Below are 23961 nucleotides of genomic sequence, written 5' to 3' on the forward strand. Positions count from 1 at the left end.
CACTCCCCACTCCCCACTCCCCGTCCTATGGCAAAAATTTTCCCAGTTCATCCGGATAATCCTCAAATTCGCCGAATAGAGGAAATAAAGTCGGCGCTCTCTAGTGGCGCAGTCATGCTTTACCCTACTGATACAGTTTATGCGATCGGTTGTGATTTGAATGCCAAGTCGGCGGTAGAACGAGTGCGGCAAATTAAACAGCTAGCAAATGATAAACCACTAACATTTTTATGTCCCTCGCTTTCAAATGTGGCAACTTATGCCTCCGTAAGTGACACAGCCTATCGGATTATGAAGCGCCTGATACCAGGGCCATACACCTTTTTGCTGCCAGCGACTAAGTTAGTCCCGCGATTGGTGCAAAGTCCCAAGCGGAAAACTACTGGTATTAGAGTCCCAAACCATACTGTGTGTTTGAAATTGCTGGCAGCATTAGACAATCCGATTATTTCAACTTCAGCACATCTGCCACCAGATGAAGCAGATGATGGCATGATTCGGATAGATCCAGAAACTATTCTGTCGCGGGTAGAGCTATTTGACCGTTTGGACAACTTGGTAGACATCATTGTAGACACTGGCGAGGAACCTACATTTGAAGTGTCTACTATTTTGGATATGACGGAAGACAAACCAATAATTATACGGAGGGGTTTAGGTTGGGAAGCAGCAGCAGCGTGGGTATAAGAATTCAACTTCACCGACGCACCTCTTTGTTTCGGAAAATGTGATAAAAATGACTCCAGTTTTGAAATTGTCATACTTAAAGACCATCACCGTGGATATAACAAGATGGTGGCAACAGTCGGCACACGAAGGTATTTGACAAGTTTAAGAAAATAGTGGATATCCATGTGCCAGCGTTGATGTGGTGGCTTGTAAAAAAAACCGACACATTGCCATAACCGTAACTCTTTCGTATTTCTTACAGTTTTATATATGAGCTTTAGATGTGAGCATTATATGGGGCAAGTCTTGATGGATGAATGCCCAAAGATTTTCCAGCCAAGTCCCGCCTTGATTGCTGTGTCTGCGTTGTAATTACGGTGCAATACTACTCCCTAGAAAAGTTATGAAAGCTAACGTCGTCAATCTACCAAACTCTACACCCATTTTTGAAAACCACATTTCGACCGAAGAATTTTCAGATAGCAGCAGCGATACCTTGATTCAATTGCTGTGTCAGGAAATGCAAGTGCAAGTAAAAGCAGCGCCCAGGTGCGTAGAAATTTTAGCAAAGCGCATAGCCATAGAAGTAGAACGCATTTGCGATAAAAGCTCTCGAATCCAAACATCTGGGCAAATTAAGTCTTGGCAGATAACGTTGGGAAGGCATCGGATGCAAAAGTGCTTACGTTACTACCAACTAGGTTCAAAACAAGGGCGTGTAGAATTACATAGCACTTTGGGCGCTATGGTTTACCGTCATGTAACTATATCCGGCTCTGAGTTGGGTTTTGAGGCTCGTTACAGCCTGATTGAAGATTTTTTACAAGCATTTTATATTGAAGCTATCAAAGCTTTCCGCAGAGAAAACGAACTACCTGATGATCACACGCCGCGTACTCAGCTGCAATTAGCTGAATACATGGCCTTTACAGAGCAATATGCCAAACGCCGGATCAATTTACCTGGTGGTGCAAATCAGCAATTGATTATCTTGCGGGCCCAAGGTTTTGCTCGTCGTCAGCCTCAAGAAACTACCGTGGATATTGAAATGGCGGTGGAGTCTGCTAAGGGTGAAGAAGCAGAATCTTACCAGCGTAACTCGGCGGTACAACAGCTGCGATCGCAAATGGTCGCCAAAGCCAATTTCGATCCATCAGAAGAGTCAGAACGCGATCGCGTCATCACTGAGTTGATGAAATACCTGGAGTCTCAAGGCCAATCTGATTGTATGAACTACCTCAGTTTAAAACTCCAAGACCTCTCAGCGCCAGAAATTGACCAAATTCTCGGTTTAACCAGCCGTCAACGCGATTATCTCCAACAACGGTTTAAATACCACGTAGAAAAGTTTGCCAAACAACACCACTGGCAATTGGTACATCAATGGTTAGGCGCAGGTTTAGAGCAAAAGTTGGGTTTATCTTCTCAGCAGTGGGAAATCTTTGTGAATCAACTCACAGAGCAGCAACAGCAAATATTACAGTTAAAAACTGCACGAGAAAACGACCAAGCGATCGCCAAAACCATCAAATGCACCCCCAAACAGCTGCAAAAGCGCTGGACTCAACTTTTAGAAATAGCGTGGGCTATCCGCAACGGTCATACTGAGGCACAGACGGGTTGAAGCTAAGGCGAAATCACTAAAATTTATTCACGTTCAATTCCAGTTATTAGAAATTTTGTTATAGATATGGCGGTTCTGGGGTGTAATAATGAAAGTGAATAAAATTATAGAAGAACATGAACCCAGTATTTCCTGAACTCTCTAGTCTTTCGAGAGCGGAAAAACTTCAACTAGTAGAAGATTTATGGGATGAAATTGCAGCCACACCAGCAGCACTCCCAGTTTTAGATTGGCAGAAACAAGAGCTAGCCCGCCGCAAAGCCGAATATCTACAAAACCCAGCCATTGGCAACAGTTGGGAAGATGTAAAAGCCAGAATCTCTCAACGGCATGGCTAGAAAATTAACTGTCCTTACAGCCGCAGAACTAGACATTATCGAAGCTTGTGACTGGTACGAGGAGCGGGAATTTGGGTTAGGCGTTGAGTTTCTACGCTGTATTGATGCCTGCCTGAATTTAATTCAGCGTCACCCCAGCACATACCAGATTGTTTATGAAACCTATCGCCGCGCTACAATCAGGCGTTTTCCCTACGTCATTTTTTACGAGTTTAATGAACAGGAGACTATTATCTACGCTGTTTTCCACTGTTCCCAAGACCCAGAAAAATGGCGTAGTCGCTTGCAATAGAATGCACATTTACAAGAGTTAGGAAAAGTATTAAAAGAAAAAAGCAAAAGGAAATTCCCTTCTTTTCCCTCCTTATCTGAATTAGTAACCTATTACTCATCCAAATTATTAATACATTTGTATTTATTTAGTACAAGGATACTACTCTTTGTAATTTTATCAAAAATTCATATTAAGAAACTTACTATTTGTGACTGCTTCCGTGAAATCCTAGAATAAGAGATACTTTTACCAGAGGAATCTAGGATGGCTCTGACTCAAGGCGGACGGGCAAATAAATCTGGCCAGGTTTTAGAAACGACTGTAGAAGGAACATTAAGGGCACATGAATATTATCAAGTAAGTCCCAATGTACCAAAACAGCACCAAAGAGAATACATATTAAACTCTACTGTGCTACCAAAATGCTATGCCAGAAGTGTTTATATTGGAACCGGAATATATCAAACCGATCTATATGTGGACTTTTATGTTATGGACTCAGTTAAATTTCCATCTGGATTAATTATTGAGTGTAAATGGCAAGAAAGCGGTGGTTCAGTTGATGAAAAATTTCCTTACCTCAACTTAAACATTCAGTCTTTTTATCCTGCACCAACTATTTTAGTCATGGGCGGCGAAGGTATGAGGCAAAAAGCGCTTGATTGGTTTAAAAAACAAGTTGACTATAATCAAAACTTATTAGCAGTTTATAGTTTGGATAGATTTATTGCATGGTCAAACAACCATCTCTAATAAGACGTAATTAAATATTCTGAAATTGTCCCTCGATTTTCTATATTAGAGTTAATTGTTCGTGCTGCTTGTATTGTGTGGATTTGAAAACCAATTTCTTTATAAATGTCTTCAATCTCTTTACAATAGGAGTTTGATACCATAACTTTGACACCTCGGCTTGCTAGCGTTGCACAAATGTCGCTCAATTTTTTTTGGTCATCCTCACTAAAACAGTGGCTACTATAAGCTGTAAAATAGCTAGTTTTACTAATAGGATGGTACGGTGGATCAAAATAAACAAAATCATCACTGCTGTTTGCGTAATCTAGTACTTCCTTAAAATCTGCTGTTTTCACCTCAGCCATAGAAAGTGCTTTTGATGCTGAACCCAGTAAATCTATTTGACAAATCTTGGGATTTTCATATCTACCTAATGGTACATTGAATGTACCTCGTGAATTGACTCTATAAAGTCCATTGAAACAGGTTCTATTAAGATAAATTAAACGAGCTGCTCTTTCAATATCTCTGTCGTAGCTTTCGTCTCTTACCTTGTAGTAATACTGATTTTTATCTTTACTATTGTTACTTTGCCCACCATTTTTTTTATAGTAATTAGCATATTCATTATGTTGTTTTTCATGCTCTTGTAATAATAAAATTAAATCGTCAAGGTTGTTTTTAAGACATTGATATGTATTAACTAATTCTTCATTAATATCAGTTAAATATGACGATTTTATTGTCGAGTATCGATTTACCAAATAGAAAAATAAAGCGCCACTGCCTAAAAACGGTTCATAGTAACACTTAACGTTACCAATATTGGGGGGTAAATATTTAATATATTTGTGAATTAATTTACTTTTACCGCCAGCCCATTTGAGGAACGGACGATAACAACTTTTATCATTGAGTTGAGTTAGCATTACTATTAATTTAATCAAATGGAAAACTATATGGTGCTTATGAGAAATTATATTTTATATTAGTATAGTGCGACAAAAGCAACACGTATTAGAATAAAGCCATGAAAAAAAGGTAAGATAGACCACCTGAATTATAATAAAGGAGTATAAATTCAGATGTTTGACGGATTTTGGGATAACGTCTTTCGCTACCCCCGCTATTTTATTACTGTCCTCTTAGGTGTATTTTTAAACACCTTTGCACCATTAGTGCCACTGTTGAAACGCCCAATTACCTTGATCGCCATCTTAGGTTTATTTGTGGGCAGCCTATTCTTTCTTACTCTTACCCTACGTGCAATGCTAGGCTTGAGTACAATCTAGACAGACTGTTGCTCTTGGCGTTGCTCCCGCTAAGTACTGTCTACCCAACTTGCAATCTATTTTTGTTGTATAACCTCTGTGAGGAGGCGAAATTTTTATGGCTACAAATCGCCGCGTTTCCCGCGTTGCTGAACTGATAAAACGGGAAGTTAGCCAAATGCTGCTCAACGGCATCAAGGATGACCGTGTGGGTACAGGAATGGTAAGTGTTACTGATGTTGATGTTTCCGGCGATCTCCAACACGCCAAAATCTACGTCAGTATCTATGGTACAGATGAAGCTAAGGTAGAAACAATGGCAGGCTTAAAGTCGGCTACAGGTTACGTCCGCAGCGAACTTGGAGCGCGGGTACGGCTGCGTCGTACACCAGAGGTGATATTTCTCGAAGATCGCTCCATCGAACGCGGTAATAAGGTACTGGCACTACTAAGCAAACTTAACGATGAGCGTCCGCCAGAAAATCTGGTAGCAGTAGAAGACAGCACTGAGCAAGATGAGAAATCATTTACTGAATAAGTAACTTAAATAACAATGTAACTTCAGAACAATTAATCTCAGCAAATCCGCCAAACAGTTTACAGACGTGACTTAATCGCGTCTGTTTTAATGTAAACATAACCTGCTTCAGGGAGCGTTAGTTCCATATATACGCTTTCTGTTTGTTTTAGCTTTCGTCCCCAATACAATTCAGATAAGCCCAAAGCCCTCATGTAGAGAGACGCGATTTATCGCGTCTTCAAAGACCAATTACTCTACCCCCCTACAGATGTTTAAGAAATTGTTAATACATGCTAGGTAAAAACCTTGATGGTGTACTTTAGCCGTGATATTTTGCAATAATTTATACCCTAGCTCGTGAAAAACATTCTGATGTTGTTTACTCTTAGATAAATACCAGCAGTTCTAGATACGACTTTAAGGTGATTATTTAATATGTAAGCGATGCGCCTACGCTATGTCAGTTCTTCCCACTCGCTAAATCATGCCCAAAGGCAGTAATAGCAAAACTTTCAGACCTGTTGAATAAAAATCATACAGCTACCTAAGCATGTTAAGTTAACTACTCTGAATTTTTTTGTAAAGCGGATTTTTGCAAAATGTCAGGATTTATTGACTTTCTTAACATTTCTTGAGATAATTTTAGGATATGTAGCGTCAAAATAAAAATAGTTCCGTATAGCAAACTACAAAAATCCTGGCCACAAGTCTAATTTCTGTCATGTTTGTTCCTAATTATTAACGGGAACACTATTTAAGTGTTAATTTGTGAGTAAAAACCATGAGTGTGAATACGGTGCCTTCTATCAATTACTACTCTCTAGATGTGATCCAAGACGAAGCACGCCGATTAGTGCAAAAGGGAATGGTCAGCCGACAACAGCCAATATATACACTCTGCCAATACATTCCAGCGAGAGAGTGGGTTTGCGTTGAATGTGAATTAGAAAAATGTGACTTTTTGTTACGCGATCGCATTGGCGATCTAATTGGTCGCGAACAATGGGACAACGACTAATCAACGTTGATTTCGGATTTTGGGATTGGGAGTTTATTTTCGATTTGTGGATTTCACAATAAACGATTCGACACCCAATCTGGGGGATAATCTCTGGCTTTTGATGAGCATCACCCGATTCAGAATCTTGCGTTTTTCATTAATACGGAAGCATTAAAGTCTCATTTTATACAATTTTTAGGTTAAGGAAAGCATCAGAACCAATTGTTCTCTAGATCTGATGCTACAACTTGAGTCTAGTACCACTACGCAGAATTCGTAATAAGGCTCGTACCCCCTACTGGGAAGCAAGCTAGGTGCAGCGTGCCGTAGTCAAGACTAGCCAACGTAATTCGTAATTTCTATACCGCAAGGGTTTCATTGATTGGGAGTGAGTGGTTTGTTTCCGTCGTGCTGTACTAATATGTAAATTCTCTAACCGGGTAGTTCCCAATGTTGAACTGTTCCGGTAATTTTTTTAGAAATATTACCCAACTTGCTCTAAATACTGATTAATGTCTTCAATAATACGAGTAAGTTCAGCTTCTGTAGTCAAACGAATGTTGATGTTGCGGACAGTCAGCAGGACTTTGGCTGCGAAGGGAGTCGGCCAGATATTAGGATTACAGAAAATTTCTAAAAAGACCTCGCCTGTGTAACGATATTCTAGGGGAGGCTGGTGAGTGACTTTACCACCGCCAGGAATGGGTTTAGCAGCGACAGCTTTCAAACGCTCCATTAATTGATCTGTTGCTGCTTTTAATTCTCGTGCTGCCTGGGGCGAAAAACTGAAGGAGACAGAACCTTCAATTAAGTTCAATGTTAGAGGAATTGAAGACATATGTTTTTTATTAAAACTTTTTGCTATAGCAGTTTTCAATTGCGTGAAGTAGGGTAGCCCACCTGTGCTGCTCGACTTCGTTGTAATAATATTACCGCAATCGGTAGTCAACCTTAATACTCAGTCAATTAACAAATAATGGATTTGGTGGTGGCAGTTAATTAATTAAACTTCCCTAACACCCCTGGCAACTGGATATAAAAAGTACAAAATTATCAGATTTACGGACAAATAAAATAAATTAAAATCTGCCTATTATTAATGCTAAAAATATGCTGTTGTCAGCAAAGCTATTACTACTGGCTGTCAGGCTTATAGCTCATATTAGTTAGAAAAAATGTCAACAGTTAGGATAAAAGTTAGCAGTTATAGAGATACTTAACTTTTACTGTGTAAGACTTTGAAACATTTCATATGTATTTATTTGTGTTTTGAGTTATACATTAGAAGTCATAAAACTTGATGTGATAAATTATCTATGACTTACGATAACCGCGCCGAAGTGCAAAAGGTTTTAATCATTACCTTACTGCTCAACGTATTTGTAATGGGATTAAAAGCACTTGTGGGCTACTGGACAGGTTCTTTGAGTTTGCTAGCTGATGCCTTGCATAGTGTGACAGATAGTGCTAACAACGTTTTAGGATTAATTGCAAGTAAATTTTCTTCTCCACAACCCGATCGCGAGCATCCCTACGGACACCATAAATTTGAAGCAGTAGGAGCTTTAGGAATTGCCTCATTTTTAGGAATAGCCTGTTTTGAAATTCTGCAAGGAGCAATCGAACGAATTCTCAAAGGTGGTGGTGAACCTGTGAGAATATCGCCACCTGAGTTGTGGTTATTACTAATTGTGCTGGGCGTGAATATTTTTGTGGCGTTTTACGAACGTAGTGTGGGTAGGCGGGTAGGTAGCTCAATTCTCATAGCTGATGCTACACATACCATGAGCGATATTTGGGTGACAATCTCTGTAATTAGTGGCTTGATAGGAGTTTGGCTAGGTTATCAATGGATGGATCTGGTGTTATCTTTTCCTGTCGCTTTGTTGGTATTTTGGAGTGGTTGGTCAGTTTTAAAAGAGAATTTGCCTTGGCTTGTAGATCAAATGGCGATCGCACCAGAAGCAATACATGCGATCGCTACTTCTGTTCCAGGTGTAATTAACTGTCATGCGATCGCCTCTCGCGGTGTTCTTGGTCGTCAAGTCTTCATTGAAATGCATTTAATAGTAGATGCACCAGATGTAGAAACTGCTCACCACATCACCGAAGAAGTAGAAAGCCGATTAGAAGAACGGTTCCGTCCAGTGAGGATTTTAATTCACGTCGAGCCACCAGCATACAAGTCTGAGCAAATTAGCTTTGAAACTGGAGCAAAATAGTCTAACCAATTCAAAATCACCGTACTCTTACGTGCAGCGTGACGCTGCGCAGCCAGCAAGAGGAAGAGCAGGTTCCATAACATCTCCATGAACGTTGTTGAAGAAGAATTCAGAAGTCAGAATTCAGGAGCGGAGCCGGAGACGCTGCGCTATCCGCTTTTTCGGTCAGAATTCATTCTGACTCCTGACTCCTAAATTCTGTTTGATAAAATAAAAATTATTTCTAATGAACTCCTTGTTTTGTTTCTGTCACCACACCATTGGTAATTTTACTGCGATCGCGCCGATTTTTCTAGACAATAACTCAATTCGTCTAGCCATCATCCAATTTGCGGCTAATTGTCTGCAAAAAATAGAAAATGCCGACCTGAATCATTTTCAGCGTCGGCATTGCCATTTTGAGATATGTGAATGTGAACTACTCCAAGCGTTCCAAAACCATACAAGAGACTCAAAACTTGATTATTCCCACTCAATAGTTCCAGGTGGCTTAGAGGTGATGTCATAAACCACCCGATTCACTCCTTTCACCTCATTCACAATCCGGGTAGAAATTACTTCCAGCACCTCGTAAGGGACTCTCGCCCAATCCGCAGTCATGCCATCTTCACTAGTAACAATCCGCAAAACAATCGGATAAGCGTAGGTACGTTGATCGCCCATAACGCCAACACTACGAATTGGTAGCAAAACAGCAAATGCTTGCCAAACTTGGTGGTACAAGCCGCGTTGGTTAATTTCTTGCCGCACAATCAAATCGGCATCGCGCAAAATGTTTAACCGCTCAGATGTGACTTCGCCCAAGATCCGAATTGCCAAGCCAGGCCCAGGAAAAGGTTGCCGTTGGACGATTTCTTCTGGTAAACCAATGGAACGCCCAACTTTGCGGACTTCATCTTTAAATAGTTTCCGTAGTGGTTCCACCAATTTAAATCTTAGGTCTTTGGGCAAACCGCCAACATTATGATGACTCTTAATTTTTACCGCTACCCGCTCACCACTTTGAGGATCAACATTGGTATCAGCAGATTCGATGACATCTGGATAAAGAGTCCCTTGAGCTAGATAATCAAACTGACCGAGACGTTTAGATGTTTCCTCAAATACACTGATAAATTCGTGTCCGATGCGGCGGCGTTTTTCTTCAGGATCTGTGATATTAGCAATCGTGGCTAAAAAGCGATCGCGGGCATTAACATACTCTACAGGAATGTGAAACTGCTCTTGAAACAGCTTGACCAATCGCTCTGGCTCATACTTTCGCATAAAGCCTTGGTCGATAAACACGCAAGTTAGTTGATCTCCAATCGCTTTAGACAGCAAAAAGGCCAAAGTAGAAGAATCAACTCCCCCAGACAGTGCCAACAGCACCCGCTTTTCACCAACTCTGGCGCGAATTTCCTGAATTGCTTCTTCGACAAAAGCCGCTGTTGTCCAAGTGGGTTCGCAATCGCAGATGTGGTAGACAAAATTACGGATTAATGCTATACCACCAAGAGAATGCACCACCTCTGGATGAAACTGAACGCCGTAAAATTTCTTTTCGTGATCGGCAATGGCAGCACAGGGGGTATTTTCTGTATGTGCTAGCAATTCAAACCTTGGTGGCATTTGGATAACTGAGTCTCCATGACTCATCCACATGGTAGTGCCATCTTCGACGTTGGTGAGCAAATCTGTCGGATCATCAATATACAATGATGCTTTGCCATATTCACCTCGCTCGGCTTTTACCACTTCCCCACCGAGTTGGTTTACCATCAACTGCATCCCATAGCAAACACCCAAAATAGGTATTCCCAAATTCCAGATTTCTGGGTCACAATGGGGAGCGTTATCACTGTAAACCGAATTCGGCCCACCAGAGAGGATAATTCCCTTAGGATTGAGTTGGCGCAGATGTGCAGAAGTCGTGCGATAGGACAAAACTTCAGAGTACACTTGAGTCTCGCGGATACGACGGGCAATCAGCTCAGAGTATTGAGAGCCGAAGTCCAAAATTATAATTAATTGCCGATCTAGCCGCTTCAAAGGTTCAAGTGTTTGAGGCGTCTGTTCGGTTAGTAGAGTCACCGCTGTATTCATGATGCAGGGAGTTTAAATGTAAGGTAGATAGTTGCTCTGTAGTCTGTAGTGATAGCCTTATCAGATTAGTCATACTGATAATGGTATAGAAAACCTATACAAATACGAACTTAAGTGCGTTTGTATAACCCCTGAGTCTGAGATGGTATTAGAACGATAAATTTATCCTAGAGTGGTCACTGAAAAGATTATTTATTTGGATTGTTTACGATTATTCATCATAAATTAACATAATTTTCCCATTAACAGAGCGGCAGTTTTGCTCTTCACGATAATTTTGCGATCGCGATCAAAAAGAATAGAGCCACAGATTGTTACCCCTGTGCCGCTTTCGCTATGGCTTTGGATGTATTCTTGAGAACGAACATCAATAGTTTCGGCGATCGCAGTGTAAACTTGATTTACCCAATCACTACCAGTAGAAGTATCTAGCGATCGTAAATATGTCAGTGCTGCTTCAGCTGTAGCACTATTAAACACTACTTGGATATCTGGTGATTTTAAACCAGCGATCGCACAGTGCGCCGTCAAAATTTCCCTACGTCCATCAGCCAAGTAGTGATGGGTGTGAAAAATTCCCCCTGCTAGTTTCATCAGCTTACCGTGATAGCCAAATAATAAGATTTCTTTCACACCCAGCACATTAGCTTCTACCAACATTGGACCGAGCCAGTTAGCAGTTTTGACCAATTGTTCAGGATTAATCCCTAGTTTACGCGCCAAATCTAGGCCATTCTCGCCGATACAGAATACCAAACTTTCAAAACGACTGGCTTTATTTTGTAATTCCGCCCGAAAAACTGCTAGTTGATCTGGTGTACTTAAGGGTTGAGAAATGCCGGTTGTGCCTAAAAGGGAAAGTCCTTCAACCACACCAAAGGCAGAATTTGAAGTCCGAACAGCAAGCGATCGCCCTTGGGGTAGAATAATCGTCACCGTGATTTTTTCCCCCGGTGTTAACATCCGTTGCAAATTCTTTTGCAAGAGCCTTTGAGCATACGCATAGATAGCAGGCTTGTCATCAGCATTTACCTGTCTGCCAATTCCTTCCCCACCTTTAATAATTACAGCATCATCACCCTGTTCTCGCCATTCCACCAATGCCCAAATCGGTGTATCTTTAGTCAAATCGAGATTATCACCAGGATCGCTGCGGGTGATTGCTAAAGCCATATTTTCAGATAGTCCTGCTACCTGTTCAATTGGGATTTCGGCGATTTGAGCGGGTTCAATCAAATCTACAGACGCAAATTTTAGGGGTTGGCGATCGCGTAACCAATGTAAAGCTGCAATAGCAGCAGCACAGGCAAATACTGGGAGTGTGTAGCCAGAACGAGACATTTTTTAAATTCAAAACTCAAAATAATTCTTCAAAATTGTTCACGTACCGTCTCATAGAGAAGACAGTTTCAGACAGCAGCAGTAATCAGACAATTAAGCATCCGTCGCCGACACCAGTATTCTAAATATTTTTACCCTGGAATAGATCACAACTTACCCGGCTTTGCCCAAAACTACATTGAGTCTACAGGTCTAAAACCTCAAGATATACAACAGCAATTACTCCAGTCGCAAGCTGGAATTGCCGCTAATGGTAGTTTGTCACTAGATCCAAATAAACTTTATTTAATGCTACCGTCGGACAAAAATCAAGGATATCGGTGCGATCGCTTTATACTCGCTTTCCTACCTACGCCGACCAATGGCCGCCAACAGAGGGAGTTGCAAGCTGGGTTCCGATCGCTAGAGCAAAATGGATCTGTTATCGGACAGGCTTTTTTGTGCGATCAATCATTTGAATAATTACAGGACTTACGCAACTGGCACAATCGGTCTTGGTGTGGCTTCGCCGCACCTTCGATATCAAATAAGGTATTAAGACTTAAAACCCAAAGGGAAAAGAAAGATTTTACAAATTATAACAATAGATTTTTAATTACAAACATCATAAGTAATAAGATATTTATGCTCCTCTCTGGAGCGGAAAAATAATAAATATCTTTTAAGTGTTGATTGATGATTTAATATGAAATTTACAAAACTCGATTATTGTCAATATTTACTTAGTAGTCAAATAAACTACACTCTTACTAATTTAGCAGAACACTTAGAAAATATTAGTCATGATAAAATTAATTATTATTTAAAAAATGAAAAGCTAACTCCTCGTCTACTTTGGGATAATGTGAAAAATTTAATTGTCACTGACGAAGATGCTTGTATTATATTTGATGATACAGTTTTAGATAAAAGATTTTCCGAAGAAATCGAAATAGTACGAAGACATTATAGTGGGAATGAACATGGAATCGTCAGAGGAATCGGAATAGTCAGTTGTGTATATGTGAGAAGAAGGGTGTGGGGGATAGGGTGTCGGGTGTAGGGAATACGGCATTGGACGAGGCTTCCAACCTCGCCCAATGCAAGCGCCTTGAAAAAGCCTCGCTTCTGACTTTAGGGCTGTTGGGGCTTCTTTATAACCTGCAACCCAACACCCCACACCCTATACCCGCCCCAACGGGGCTGGTGAATCCTAACACTCAAAACTTTTGGGTAATTGATTATCGTATTTTTAATCCTGATAATGATGGTTTAACTAAGATAGACCACGTAAAAAATATGCTGCAAGGTCTTGTATATCAAAAGCTTCTCCCTTTTGATACTGTTTTAATGGATACGTGGTATGCGGTAAATAATTTAATGCTTTATATTGATGGTTTAGATAAAGTTTATTATTGTCCTTTGAAAACTAATCGTTTAGTTGATGATACTTTCGGCAAAGAAATCATATTGCTTGTGCTATGTTGGTTTGGCTGAGACTGAAAAATTTAGCCTATCAAACAGGCCAAACTATTTATAAAATCAAGCACAACTTACTATCTAATTATCTAATTCAGCAATTAAAACGTCCAGACGTTCATATGTGTTTGGTCTAATTTAAATTCCCGTGTGTCGGGGCTTCGCCCCGCCCGCATTTTGTGCCAGTTGCGTAAGTCCTGTTGACTTATAAAGTATATTTGTTGTTAGCTAAGAGTAAATATTCTATAGCTGTTGCTCAAGCAGCCAAGATAGTCGGCGAATCCACTATCACTGAGTTGGTTGCGGATCTTGTAGAAATCTTTCGGTTACTTCGCAGAATTCAGACGATATTAATATCATTCACACTTTTAGACTTGAGATATTGCAAAACCTCTTGATATATCTGACTGCTAACGCGATCACCTCTTCTACCATTCTCTAATTTGATATCATCAACGAAGAAATTGAGCTTAAATTCAGCATAAGTAATCCCATCATCGCTATGATTTGTACCTTTGATTAAAACTTGTGGTTCTTGCCACTTTTGTCGCGGTTCTTTGAATCGTTCCCGAACCCATTTATTTAATTCCATCACATAATCATCAATCCGAGTTTCTTCAGTTTGGGGATTAGAAATTTTTTGGTATAAACGCTGCGATCTCCGCTTGAGTAGATTAAGTTTACGTTCCCACTCTTCAGAAACCATGTAACTATCATTATCCAAGAGATTTGGATCGCGAATCCAGATGCGATACCATCCCCGAACTAACTCAATCAACGAATCTTGAACTCTGATTTCTTGCAAGTCAAAAATAGTACGATTGTTTTGAGTTTCCGCAATTGCTTCTAACCCAATCAAAGCTAGTATATCCTTATACTCCTGCTGTACATTATTAATTTCATCTTGCGTTAACCCACCCTTTTCAGCAAACTGGAGTGTAACAACTAGTGTTTCTAGTCCTATTTGAATCTCTTCTAATTTATAGTTAACTTCCTGTTCTGCAATTAAGCGCAATTTGCCTATTTTTTGTTGTTCTGTTAGTTCATCAATTTGATAGTAATCATCAATTATTTCTAATTTTTTACCAATATCTCCTAACGTATCTGGATGAGATAAAATAATTTTTACTATCATCTGTTTAGCTTCATACATATCATACTTGACTAATATTTCTACCTGACTAGAGTGATGGTAATAAGCTGTAGGACGGCTGAGGTTAATAATATTCTGGCTTTGTAAATTACTATTAGGAATGTAAATATTATAATGTTTGTCAGGTACATAAAGTTGCGTAACCCGCACACCAATTTTTCTTAGTATGGCAATAGAACCGTCCTCAAGGCGCAAAACATCACCAAACTGGAAGGGTGTATCAATCAACAACACAACACCACTAAAGAAGTTTGCCAGGATGCCTTGATCTGCAAAACCAATTACGAATGTTGCACCACCTAAAGCTACCCAAATACCAGTAAGATCGACTCCAAAGGAACGTAAAACCAAAAAAGCAGCTATCAAGTAAATTACAGCAGGAACTACTGCTTCTAAGAGAGGTAGTAGCACATCGTCCCACATGGCTTCTGTTTGTTGAGTATACTGCTTCAGGTAATAAATAAAAACTTCAATAAAAACTTGTACTATCCAATAGCTAATTGATATGATTATTCCGGCTGTTATGAGATTTTCAAAGCTGTCAATCACTGCACCTGAAGGCAGACTCTCGAAGGTTAATTTGAGGACACCTAACACAAAAGTAGCTAGAGCCGGATAAGCCGAAACGTTAAGGGTAACTAGGGCAATATCTCGTTCAAATTTGCGAAAAAGGGAACGCAATACATAAAATAAAATGACATAAAGTAAAATGCCGCCAACAAATGTAATTAGTAAGCTACTTAGAACGAAAGCCCAAGTATTTGTTTCAAATGGTAAAAGTTTGTTTAGCATTGTAGTAGTTTTATTGCTCCTATTTATAATTGTTTAATTATCTTTCATCTGAAATCGGTCTTAAATTAAAAGATAATATTTAAAACCCTCATCAGATAAGGGCTTTAAATATTATCAAAGCTACATATAGCAGTCCTAAATCATTTGTGAAAATTCTATATCTCTTTCTTCTTTCTTCCCTTTGTGTCCTTGGCGTTCTTGGCGGTTCGTTTCCTTATTTATATTTTTCACGACTCATTTAGGATTGCTATAGCATAATAAGTACCGAAGAACCAAAAAACTAACGTCCAGCAGTAGCAATGCTTTAAGCTTTTTAGTATATTTATTATTCAATTTCGAGTTTAAGACCAGGGAGTAAACGTTCTAGGTTTTTCAATGATTTTCCTTGCCAAGGCATAGTATTTGAACCTAAGATAAGCAACTGAATTCCTTTTTTCTTACGCAAGCTCAGGACAAATTTTGATAACATACTAATACCGGAACTGTTGAGAAATGCTAAATCTCTTAAGTTCAAAGTCATCGTTGCAGGATCGGTTGCGGCAATTTTATTGAGTAGATTGGTAATTGGTTCATATTCACTCGATCCCCCAAGGCTCAATTCTCCTTTAAAGTTAACTATTGCAGAGTCTGTATAAGCTTCAACAGTGTAATCTCCATCTTTAATCTCTTGCAAAACCATAATATGTTCTTTTCCTAAATAAACAATATTTGAATCAGATACCGATGAATACTATACCTTAAATTGCGCCATTGTAGTTACAGCCATGATTATAGATTCTTGCTGAATAGTTTCTAATTTCCAACCAATTTTAGCTGAGTAGTCATTAATCATGGTTAACAGCCCTAAGCCAGAAGATCCATTTTCGTCAGCACTTTTTTCAACTTGATGCACATACATTTCATGGGTATTTGAAGTTAAGATTTTTTTAATAACTGCTCTCAATTTAGCTTCAGTTTCTAGTTTAATACTATTGCTGGCAAAAATCACGGCAGTGACACTATCTGCGTCATTCAATAAATGAATACCAAATCTTACTTTGTAGTTAGAACTATCATCATTAAACTTCATGGCATTTTCTAAAAGTTCGTTGGCAACATAGCTAACCGCACTTTTACTTTCTTTGATTATTTGTTCTTGATTTGGTTCATTTTCATCTACCGCTAAAAAGTTGGTAAAGTAGTCTGCAAAAAAATGTGCTGAAAGACGATTGCTACGCCAACGTTGTTTGATTGAGCGAGAAGTGGGTGTAAAAGAAAGTTCAAGAGAATCATGTTCTGGAGGAAAGTCAGAGATCAAATCACCAAATAATTCAGTTTTGATTATAGTAGAGACTGTAGATATTGGAATCATAGTTTTTTAATCTCAAAATAATTGTACATAAATGCAGGTTAAGCGCAAATAAGAAGAGTTTTAAAAGGTAAGAATTCAGGAGGCAGAATAGTTAAAAAATCAGAAGAAAATTTGATAAATAAATATACTAGGCATTCTAGATTTCTTATAAATTATGACTACTGAATTTTGGATGCTGAATTCTTACTTTAAAAGTTGAATTTAATGATTTAATACCGCAATTATGCAATACCCAATAAGCTAAAAATCTAAGTCGATGATCGTATATAGGACTAGTATTTGATTTTTGAAATGCACGTAGTAGACTGTCTACGCAAAATAGTGCGTTAGACGTAGGTTGGGTGGAGCAAAGCGCAACCCAACATATATCAGGATGTTGGGTTACGCAAAGCCTCCACCCAACCTACAATTTTTTTGCAATCATTTTAGCCATGACAGCCCATTACAAGACTACCGAGATTTTTTCAGAAATCAAATATGATTCCTATAGCAGTTATAAATCATTTTAAAAATAAATTAACCATAGATGCACAGAGAGAAGAATCGGAGATTTTCATGACTCATTTTGGATTCTAGAGCATTGTTTATATTTGCCGATATTAACTTTCATAAACTTCTTCCTGTCGCTTGAATACTAGCAATGTGATGTCATCAAATACTTTTTGTTTACCAATATGTCGTCGCACATCTAAAATTACTGCATCTTTAATTTCTGATGCTGATTTGTGCCAGTTTTGACTGATTATTTCACATAACGGTTCAAGGCCGTATTGATTTTTATTGATGTCTTTGGCTTCGGTAATACCATCGGTGTAGAGGACAACCCCATCACCTGGTTGTAATTCCAGGGTTATATCGCTAATAAAATCAGTTATGTCATCATCTAAACCAATGGGGAAACCCAAGTCCATTGTGTCAATAAGCTCAATTTGCCCACCTTTGCGGATGATAATTGTTTCTTCGTGCTGTCCACTGATACTTATTTGCCCTTGAGCATAGTTGAGAATCACCAATGTCAAGTTCTTCTCAGAGTTCATCCGTTGCACGTTCTTGCAGATAGTGCGGTTGAGTATGTCAAAGAAGCGCACTGAATCAGATTCGCGGATTTCTTTGAGGAGGCGAACTGCTGTTTGTGTCATTAACATTAACAATCCACTTTCTAGGCCATGTCCAGTTACGTCTCCAATACCAAGAGTTACTACTCCGTCGGTGTGCAGTACATCGTAGTAATCGCCGCCGACTTCATCCGCAGCTTCCATAAAGCCAGCAATATCTAGTCCTTCAATAGCTTCTAGTTCTTCTGGTTTTGGAAGAATCATTTGTTGCATTCGCCGAATTATATCGAGTTCGGCACTCATGCGGAGGTTTTCTCCTTTGAGTTTTTCATTGAGAATATTAATTTCTTCATTAGCTTCGGCTAGTTCAGCAGTGCGTTCTTGAACTTTAATTTCTAGGTTGTGGGCATAATCTTCCAATTGCCGATAGGAAAGCATCAGATTTTTCCATAAAACCTGTACAAGACCAATTATTAATGCGCTGATAACAGTTAATAATGGTGTAAATACAGGAATTAACCAACCACCAAGAAAGGCAATGTAAGCACTGCTAAAAATAATCACCACAGCCAGTAATAAACCACTTATGGTCAGCCAACGTTTTTTAATGTAAATTGCACCAAGAGTGGCACTATATCCAGACCAAAAGATGATTAAGAACCAGTTTAGAGGTTTAACGGTAGCTCGCATCATTGGGCGGCCATCTATGGCGGCGCTGAGAATCTGACTGGTAAGATTTGCGTGAACTACTACTCCAGGGACTAGCTCTGTAGGAAAAAATAAATTGCTATTGTAAGGGGTACTATAGCTATCATTTAAACTGGGAGCTTTTGCACCGACCAAAACTAGGCGATCGCGCATAAAATTAGCAGGTATGCGATTTTCTAAAACATCGGTCATGGAAATATGAGCAAAGCTCTCTAGCCCACCTCGATAATTAATTAAAACTTGGTATCCCCCCATATCAACTTCGTTGTATTGCCCATCATTGCTAGATAGAGGTACAAACTTAGCTTTGCCTAAACCGTAGATTTGTTTATCTGCGTTGATTGCTTTTAATTCAATGCCTTCTTTTTCCAAATATGTTAAGGCTAGTTTGACTCCTAGCCCTTGAGCTAAACTTTGATCAGGTTTACCTAATAAAATAATACCGCGTCGGATTTTGCCATCTGTATCTAAGAGGAGGTCATTAGCAGCTACTTGACCCTGTTTAGCTAGATTCGGTGGTGGTGCAACTGGTTTTCCGGCAACTTTTTCAATGCCAATAAAATTGGGAGTATTTTGAAATTCTTTGACTAGTTCTGCGTGTCCCGGTTCTACGGGTAAATCCCGATAAATATCGATGGCGATCGCTCTTGGTTGTTGTGCTTTGATATTGCGAATCATTTTCGCCATAACGCGATCGGCCATCGGCCATTGCTTGACATATTGAATATCTGGCTCGTCAATTGTGACAATCACAATTCGTTTGTCTACAGCTTCTTGCGGACGAATACGAAATAATTGATCTAAAGTCACCCATTCTAAAATTCTAAAAATACCGATATTACTCCCAGCAATGACTAATCCTGCAACACAGGGAGTAATTATCAGTGTTCCTTGCCATTTTTTCAGTGATTTTTTGAGTTTTTGCCACATCATTCTTTAAAAAGCTGCTGTTAATGGTTCAGAGGCAATATTTTCTAGTCCAACTTGCTTGAGTAAATCGTGCCATTCAGTAGCAAAAGCTTTATTATTTGGTTGCGATCGCTTTGCCGCCGCTAAAATTTTTAGGGTATCATACCATACACCAGCCTCAGCATATTTAGTGGCTAATTCCACAGGAGATGAGGCTAACTCCTGCTCATTAAATGTAGACTTGACTCGTTTTATCCACCCTGTTACAGAATAATTATCAGGTCGGAGAATTCCGCCTGGTTCAATAGGTGCAAAATACCACAGGTAATTTTTATCTATTACTAAAGGTGGTGATGTTGGAGGTAAGGTAATACTAACTACACCGCCATCGGGAGAAACTTTTAGCATTGTCGAATAATGAGGATTTCCGTCTTCGTCTTGGAGGCTGAAAAATACGGTTTCTGCGCCAACTGGAGGCAAATAGACAAAAATTGTGGGGCTTGCTAATACAGTGCGTCCCTGTTTCGTAGGAGGAACTAATGCTGTTAATGGTGCAGTTTTTCCCCTTGTACCACCACCAATACTGCTTCTGGGGGTTGAATTTCCACTAGGTAGAGTCAATTGCACATCACCCCTTGTACCTCCGCCAACGCTGGTTTTAGGTGTTGAACCTCCTGGTAAAGTCAATTGCACATCACCCCTAGTTCCGCCGCCAACGCTGGTTTTAGGTGTTGAACCTCCTGGTAAAGCGAATTGCACATCACCCCTAGTTCCACCGCCAACACTGGTTCTAGGTGCTGAACCTCCGGGTAAAGCAAACTGCACATCACCCCTTGTACCTCCGCCAACACTGGTTCTAGGTGTTGAACCTCCGGGTAAGGCGAATTGCACTTGTCCGCGAACGCCACCGCCAACGCTGGTTTTGGGGGCTGCATCTTTGGGCAGTTTAAATTCCACACTAATGAGAACTTGATTGGTAACGGTTGGATTCTCTTGAGGGAGAAGGCTTGCTAATGTAGAATTGCCTGTCAAAACTATTAATGTGCCGCTAATAGTGAAAAATAAAAATATTTTAGAATTAAACTTAACCATGCTCACCTCTTCTGCTATGTTTACAACCAATTACCGACAAGAACGAAAGAAGACCAAAAATAAGGATGTTTGTATAAAGGATTAGCCATAATTTTGATTTGTGCCTGTTGCAATGCCTCAGCTTTGTTTAGTTTTGGATTACTCAATTGGTGATAAAATTCTTTCATCAAGGAGGAAGTAGACTCATCACTTACTGACCATAAACTAGCAAGAGTACTTTTAGCACCAGAACGTAAAGCAAATCCAGCTAAACCTAATGTTGCACGATTATCACCTACGGCTGTTTGACAAGCACTCATCACTAATAATTCAATCGGTTCTATGTTTGTTTGACTTCTGTTTTTAAACAACAGATCAAAATCTTGAATGGAAATGCGATCGCCCCAGGTCAACAAAAAGGTTTCTTCTGGGTTGGAACTGAATTGACCGTGAGTTGCAAGGTGAACTATGGGGAAAGATTTATTAGCGATCGCCGCTTTTAAACTGTCTCTGCTAAACTTCTGATCTAGCAACACTTGTGAATTAACTTCTGTAGTAACTTCTTTAATTTCTTCTGTAACTCCAGGTAAGGGATTGAAGCCTTGGCGTGCTTCCGTCAATCCAGCCGCTAACACGCTCAATTTTTGGCGTTGCAGTCCTTGAGGAAATAGTTGTAATCCAGGACTGAGAACAACACTATAATTTTCGATTAAATACTGTTTGCCATCATACAGAACAGCCATTGGCAAGTTTCGCAACAAACTATCTGGAATGAAAACTAAAGTTTTGATACTACTTTTCTGGAGTGTTGCTTGAGCAGGTGCAATCAGCCAGTTATAAATTTCTTGGGAAAGTCGCAAACGCTCCTTACTCGAATAACCAGGGGATAGGGAAGAATAAAGTTGTTTTAAAATAGTTTCTATTTGCTGTTTTGGTAGTTGGGTGCTGTAGTGACGCAGAGATTGATTAGGAACTGAAAGAATAACTTCCAGGCGATCGCTTAAAATAATTGGATAAATAACGGCTGCGTGCAAGTCAATTTTTTCTAAAACTACAGGATTGCTATTATCTAAGCAAGCATCCCGAAAAAAGTTATCCAGTTCCGCTAGTTGCAAAGCTTCCATCACTTGCAGAGCTTGTTTAAGGTTGCTTTGATTATCTTTTTGCAACAACAAGCTAACGTAATCTCGATAAATCGGTTCAACACTTTCTTTAAAATTAAACTGTACATCCCGGTTAATTGCCACTAAATCACTACGTAGAGATTGCAAGTTATTAAAAGCAATCTCATAAGCAGGGATGGCGCTATTACTATCTCCTCGTTCTTTAGCAATTGCACCCACCTGTCCCGCCGCACGAGCTACTAAATCTATAGCATTTATTTCTTGAGCTATTGTTAGTGCTTGTTGTGTCAAAGTTGCCGCATCTGCTAACTGGTTGTTTTGTTGGTAGAGTTTACCTAGTTGGTTAAGGGAATAAACTTCGGCTCTCGGATCTTTGATTTCTTTAGCTTGTTGAATAGCTGTTGCTAGCAAGTGGGAAATTTTGACGGCGTTGGTGTCCAAAACTGCTTTTCTACCTTCTCCTGCTGGCTTTAAATCCATCAAACTTTCTGCAAAGTTAATCTTGGCATAAATAGCAGGGCGACTAGGAGGAAGTTGGGTAAGATTGGTTTCTATTTCTGGAATTATTGTCTGTGCTGATTCCCAGTTTTGTAGTTTAACCAACAAGCTCAATTGATTTAATTGTGCTTCTAATTTAGCCTGTAGTTGTGGAGATAAATTAACTGCTTGTTGGTAGTATGTCCAAGCAACATCATATTGTTGTAAGTCTCTGGCAACATTGCCAATACTAAATAAAACTGCACTCACATCAGTTGGAGAGTTGAATTGTTTACTAATTTCCCAACTTTTATCGAGAATTGTTTTAGATTGCTTTAAATCACCAACAGTTTGCAGAGCAATGCCTAAACTTCTCAATCCTTGAGCCTTTAAGAGACTGTCAGGTTGATTTTGCAATTCTGTCACTAGTTCTTCTAACAAAGTTTTGGCGCGGCGATACTGTCCCAGTGTTTGCAAACCTTGCGCCTGATTAATTTGGCTGATGAGTTTACCTGTTTTATCACCTGAGCGCTCATAAGTGACTGCTGCTTGTTTCCAAGTATCTATAGCCGTATCAGTTTGTCCTTGTAGTATTTGGAGCGTTCCTTGGGTGTTTAATGCCTGCGCTAATAGTAAACTGCTTTTAGTATCGGGAATTTTTAAGCTTTTGATGATATTGATACTTTCGGCGATCGCAGTTTGTGCTTGTGGATTTTTTCCTAAATCTTTATATGCTAATGCTAAATAATTAAGAACTTGAACTTGGCTAATTATTTCTTTTTGTGATTGATAAAACTTCAGTGCATTTTCCCAAACTCTAGCTGCTTCTGTGTATTGTCCAGCTTGATAGTAATTTTTACCTTGTTGTAACAACTCTGAAGAATTTGATAGTTGTTGAATTTCCTGATTTGAATCTGATAATATGGATTGATTAGCAACAGCAGGAATATTCTTAATAGCTAATAACAGACTTAATATTAGGCAAATGCAAAAAAGCCAGACAACATTGATTTTTAGATTTGAAAATAACCAAGTTCGCCAAAATTCTTTTTTGTTTAAATAGTTATACCTCTTTCGTCTAGATATTTTCCTCATATTAGTTACAATTTTTAAGGTTAAATTTTTAATAAATTATTTGATTATTTTATATGTAAAATTTATTAATTTTTTTAAATTTATAAAACGCTACAATTAAGATGCTTTTGAGATAAACTCTCTTGAGGTAAAGACGCTACTAATTCTACTTGTCCTTGGGAATTAATTCTTAAGCTTGTGGCTTCGACAATTTGTTGTCTTGTTGGAGGAATTGCAGAAGAACTATTTACTTGATTACTGTTTTGCGTTTGTGCAGTTATAAAATCTCGCGTATCTGACAAGATAGTTTGACCACGAATGGTTGCTGTAGGGTCTGCTGGTAAACCTCCTCTACCTGTTATAGTAAAAGAATTACCTTCCGTGGATGCACAACTAGGAGTAACTATTTTATTATTGCGATCGCTCTCTGGGTTTGGTACTCCTATCAAAGCTGAACTTTGAGCTGCATCCGGTTTATTAATTGATTCAAGGCTAGAAAAATCTAACACAGGATTAAGAACTTCCGGTGGAGGATTAGGAATTTCTAATGGAAGACTAGGAACTTCTGGTGGAGGATTAGGAACCTCCGGTGGAGGACTAGGAACCTCTGGTGGGGGACTAGGAACTTCTGGTGGGGGACTAGGAACTTCTGGTGGGGGACTAGGAACTTCTGGTGGGGGACTAGGAACTTCTGGTGGAGGATTAGGAAC

Annotated in this window: 21 protein-coding genes and 3 pseudogenes; 13 read left to right on the forward strand and 11 right to left on the reverse strand. The window is 39.3% G+C overall.

Going from position 1 to position 23961, the window contains the following annotated elements; all coding sequences use genetic code 11:
* Positions 1-27 precede the first annotated feature (27 nt).
* The 5 genes from F8S12_RS25800 to F8S12_RS25820 all read left to right on the forward strand — a co-directional run bounded on the left by F8S12_RS25800 (position 28) and on the right by F8S12_RS25820 (position 3658).
* Positions 28-687, forward strand: a complete 660-nt coding sequence (locus F8S12_RS25800; protein WP_196519151.1) for an L-threonylcarbamoyladenylate synthase — start codon at positions 28-30, stop codon at positions 685-687.
* Between the two features lie 385 nt (positions 688-1072).
* Positions 1073-2293, forward strand: coding sequence for a HetZ-related protein (locus tag F8S12_RS25805; RefSeq protein WP_196519152.1), 1221 nt, complete (start codon positions 1073-1075; stop codon positions 2291-2293).
* 116 nt (positions 2294-2409) lie between these two features.
* Positions 2410-2631, forward strand: coding sequence for an addiction module protein (locus F8S12_RS25810; protein WP_196519153.1), 222 nt, complete (start codon positions 2410-2412; stop codon positions 2629-2631).
* Positions 2624-2923 carry a type II toxin-antitoxin system RelE/ParE family toxin gene (locus tag F8S12_RS25815; protein ID WP_196519154.1) on the forward strand — a complete coding sequence of 100 codons (300 nt, stop codon included), beginning with the start codon at positions 2624-2626 and terminating at the stop codon, positions 2921-2923. The genes F8S12_RS25810 and F8S12_RS25815 overlap by 8 nt, the downstream gene beginning before the upstream one ends.
* Positions 2924-3169: 246 nt before the next feature.
* The gene (locus tag F8S12_RS25820) at positions 3170-3658 is read left to right on the forward strand and encodes a PD-(D/E)XK nuclease superfamily protein (protein WP_196519155.1); all 489 of its coding nucleotides are present in this window, start codon (positions 3170-3172) and stop codon (positions 3656-3658) included.
* On the opposite strand, the gene F8S12_RS25825 is transcribed toward F8S12_RS25820, so the two are convergent.
* Positions 3655-4569 (reverse strand): DNA adenine methylase, encoded by a 915-nt coding sequence (locus F8S12_RS25825; RefSeq protein WP_196519156.1) that lies wholly within the window; start codon positions 4567-4569, stop codon positions 3655-3657. The two genes, F8S12_RS25820 and F8S12_RS25825, sit on opposite strands and share 4 nt — an antisense overlap.
* A 156-nt stretch (positions 4570-4725) precedes the next feature.
* On the opposite strand from F8S12_RS25825, the gene F8S12_RS25830 reads away from it, so the two are divergent.
* From F8S12_RS25830 to F8S12_RS25840, 3 genes are all read left to right on the forward strand, one after another.
* Positions 4726-4932 (forward strand): DUF751 family protein, encoded by a 207-nt coding sequence (locus tag F8S12_RS25830; RefSeq protein WP_196519157.1) that lies wholly within the window; start codon positions 4726-4728, stop codon positions 4930-4932.
* A gap of 97 nt (positions 4933-5029) precedes the next feature.
* Positions 5030-5449, forward strand: a complete 420-nt coding sequence (gene rbfA, locus F8S12_RS25835) for a 30S ribosome-binding factor RbfA (RefSeq protein ID WP_196519158.1) — start codon at positions 5030-5032, stop codon at positions 5447-5449.
* A gap of 763 nt (positions 5450-6212) precedes the next feature.
* A complete protein-coding gene (locus tag F8S12_RS25840; RefSeq protein WP_062297131.1) occupies positions 6213-6449 on the forward strand; it encodes a DUF4327 family protein in 237 nt (78 codons plus the stop codon).
* 466 nt (positions 6450-6915) lie between these two features.
* Here F8S12_RS25840 and F8S12_RS25845 read toward each other — a convergent pair whose 3' ends face one another.
* Positions 6916-7269 (reverse strand): hypothetical protein, encoded by a 354-nt coding sequence (locus F8S12_RS25845; protein ID WP_196519159.1) that lies wholly within the window; start codon positions 7267-7269, stop codon positions 6916-6918.
* Between the two features lie 478 nt (positions 7270-7747).
* Between F8S12_RS25845 and F8S12_RS25850 the strand changes: the two genes are divergently transcribed.
* Both F8S12_RS25850 and F8S12_RS25855 read left to right on the forward strand, forming a co-directional pair.
* Positions 7748-8653 carry a cation diffusion facilitator family transporter gene (locus tag F8S12_RS25850; RefSeq protein WP_196519160.1) on the forward strand — a complete coding sequence of 302 codons (906 nt, stop codon included), beginning with the start codon at positions 7748-7750 and terminating at the stop codon, positions 8651-8653.
* 226 nt (positions 8654-8879) lie between these two features.
* Entirely contained in the window at positions 8880-9161 is a 282-nt protein-coding gene (locus tag F8S12_RS25855; RefSeq protein ID WP_196519161.1) for a hypothetical protein, read from the forward strand.
* Here F8S12_RS25855 and guaA read toward each other — a convergent pair.
* Positions 9116-10738: a glutamine-hydrolyzing GMP synthase gene (guaA, locus tag F8S12_RS25860; RefSeq protein WP_230968279.1), complete on the reverse strand. Its 1623-nt coding sequence runs from the start codon at positions 10736-10738 to the stop codon at positions 9116-9118. The two genes, F8S12_RS25855 and guaA, sit on opposite strands and share 46 nt — an antisense overlap.
* 225 nt (positions 10739-10963) lie before the next feature.
* Positions 10964-12079: a cobalt-precorrin-5B (C(1))-methyltransferase CbiD gene (cbiD, locus tag F8S12_RS25865; protein WP_196519162.1), complete on the reverse strand. Its 1116-nt coding sequence runs from the start codon at positions 12077-12079 to the stop codon at positions 10964-10966.
* A 288-nt stretch (positions 12080-12367) separates the two neighbouring features.
* Here cbiD and F8S12_RS25870 point away from each other — a divergent pair, with 288 nt between their 5' ends.
* The 3 genes and pseudogenes from F8S12_RS25870 to F8S12_RS42465 form a co-directional block, all read left to right on the forward strand.
* On the forward strand, positions 12368-12541 hold the full coding sequence (locus F8S12_RS25870; protein WP_196519163.1) for a hypothetical protein: 174 nt from the start codon (positions 12368-12370) through the stop codon (positions 12539-12541).
* 223 nt (positions 12542-12764) lie between these two features.
* Positions 12765-13118 (forward strand): annotated as a pseudogene (locus tag F8S12_RS25875) (IS701 family transposase); the annotation flags it as partial.
* A gap of 146 nt (positions 13119-13264) precedes the next feature.
* Positions 13265-13522: pseudogene (locus tag F8S12_RS42465) on the forward strand (IS701 family transposase); the annotation flags it as partial.
* 355 nt (positions 13523-13877) lie between these two features.
* Here the strand turns inward: F8S12_RS42465 and F8S12_RS25885 are convergent.
* From F8S12_RS25885 to F8S12_RS25915, 7 genes and pseudogenes are all read right to left on the reverse strand, one after another.
* A complete protein-coding gene (locus F8S12_RS25885; protein ID WP_196515374.1) occupies positions 13878-15482 on the reverse strand; it encodes a mechanosensitive ion channel family protein in 1605 nt (534 codons plus the stop codon).
* A gap of 325 nt (positions 15483-15807) precedes the next feature.
* Positions 15808-16161 (reverse strand): slr1659 superfamily regulator, encoded by a 354-nt coding sequence (locus tag F8S12_RS25890; RefSeq protein ID WP_196515373.1) that lies wholly within the window; start codon positions 16159-16161, stop codon positions 15808-15810.
* 51 nt (positions 16162-16212) lie between these two features.
* Positions 16213-16833: a DUF6272 family protein gene (locus tag F8S12_RS25895; protein ID WP_196515372.1), complete on the reverse strand. Its 621-nt coding sequence runs from the start codon at positions 16831-16833 to the stop codon at positions 16213-16215.
* 599 nt (positions 16834-17432) lie between these two features.
* Positions 17433-19529 carry a CHASE2 domain-containing protein gene (locus F8S12_RS40965; RefSeq protein WP_230967819.1) on the reverse strand — a complete coding sequence of 699 codons (2097 nt, stop codon included), beginning with the start codon at positions 19527-19529 and terminating at the stop codon, positions 17433-17435.
* A 3-nt stretch (positions 19530-19532) separates the two neighbouring features.
* The gene (locus F8S12_RS25905; RefSeq protein ID WP_196515371.1) at positions 19533-20597 is read right to left on the reverse strand and encodes a DUF928 domain-containing protein; all 1065 of its coding nucleotides are present in this window, start codon (positions 20595-20597) and stop codon (positions 19533-19535) included.
* A 20-nt stretch (positions 20598-20617) separates the two neighbouring features.
* Positions 20618-23272, reverse strand: coding sequence for a CHAT domain-containing protein (locus F8S12_RS25910; protein ID WP_196515370.1), 2655 nt, complete (start codon positions 23270-23272; stop codon positions 20618-20620).
* An 80-nt stretch (positions 23273-23352) separates the two neighbouring features.
* Positions 23353-23961, reverse strand: a pseudogene (locus F8S12_RS25915) (S-layer family protein); the annotation flags it as partial.

This window comes from Nostoc sp. WHI (genome assembly GCF_015714725.1).
Classification (GTDB): domain Bacteria; phylum Cyanobacteriota; class Cyanobacteriia; order Cyanobacteriales; family Nostocaceae; genus Nostoc.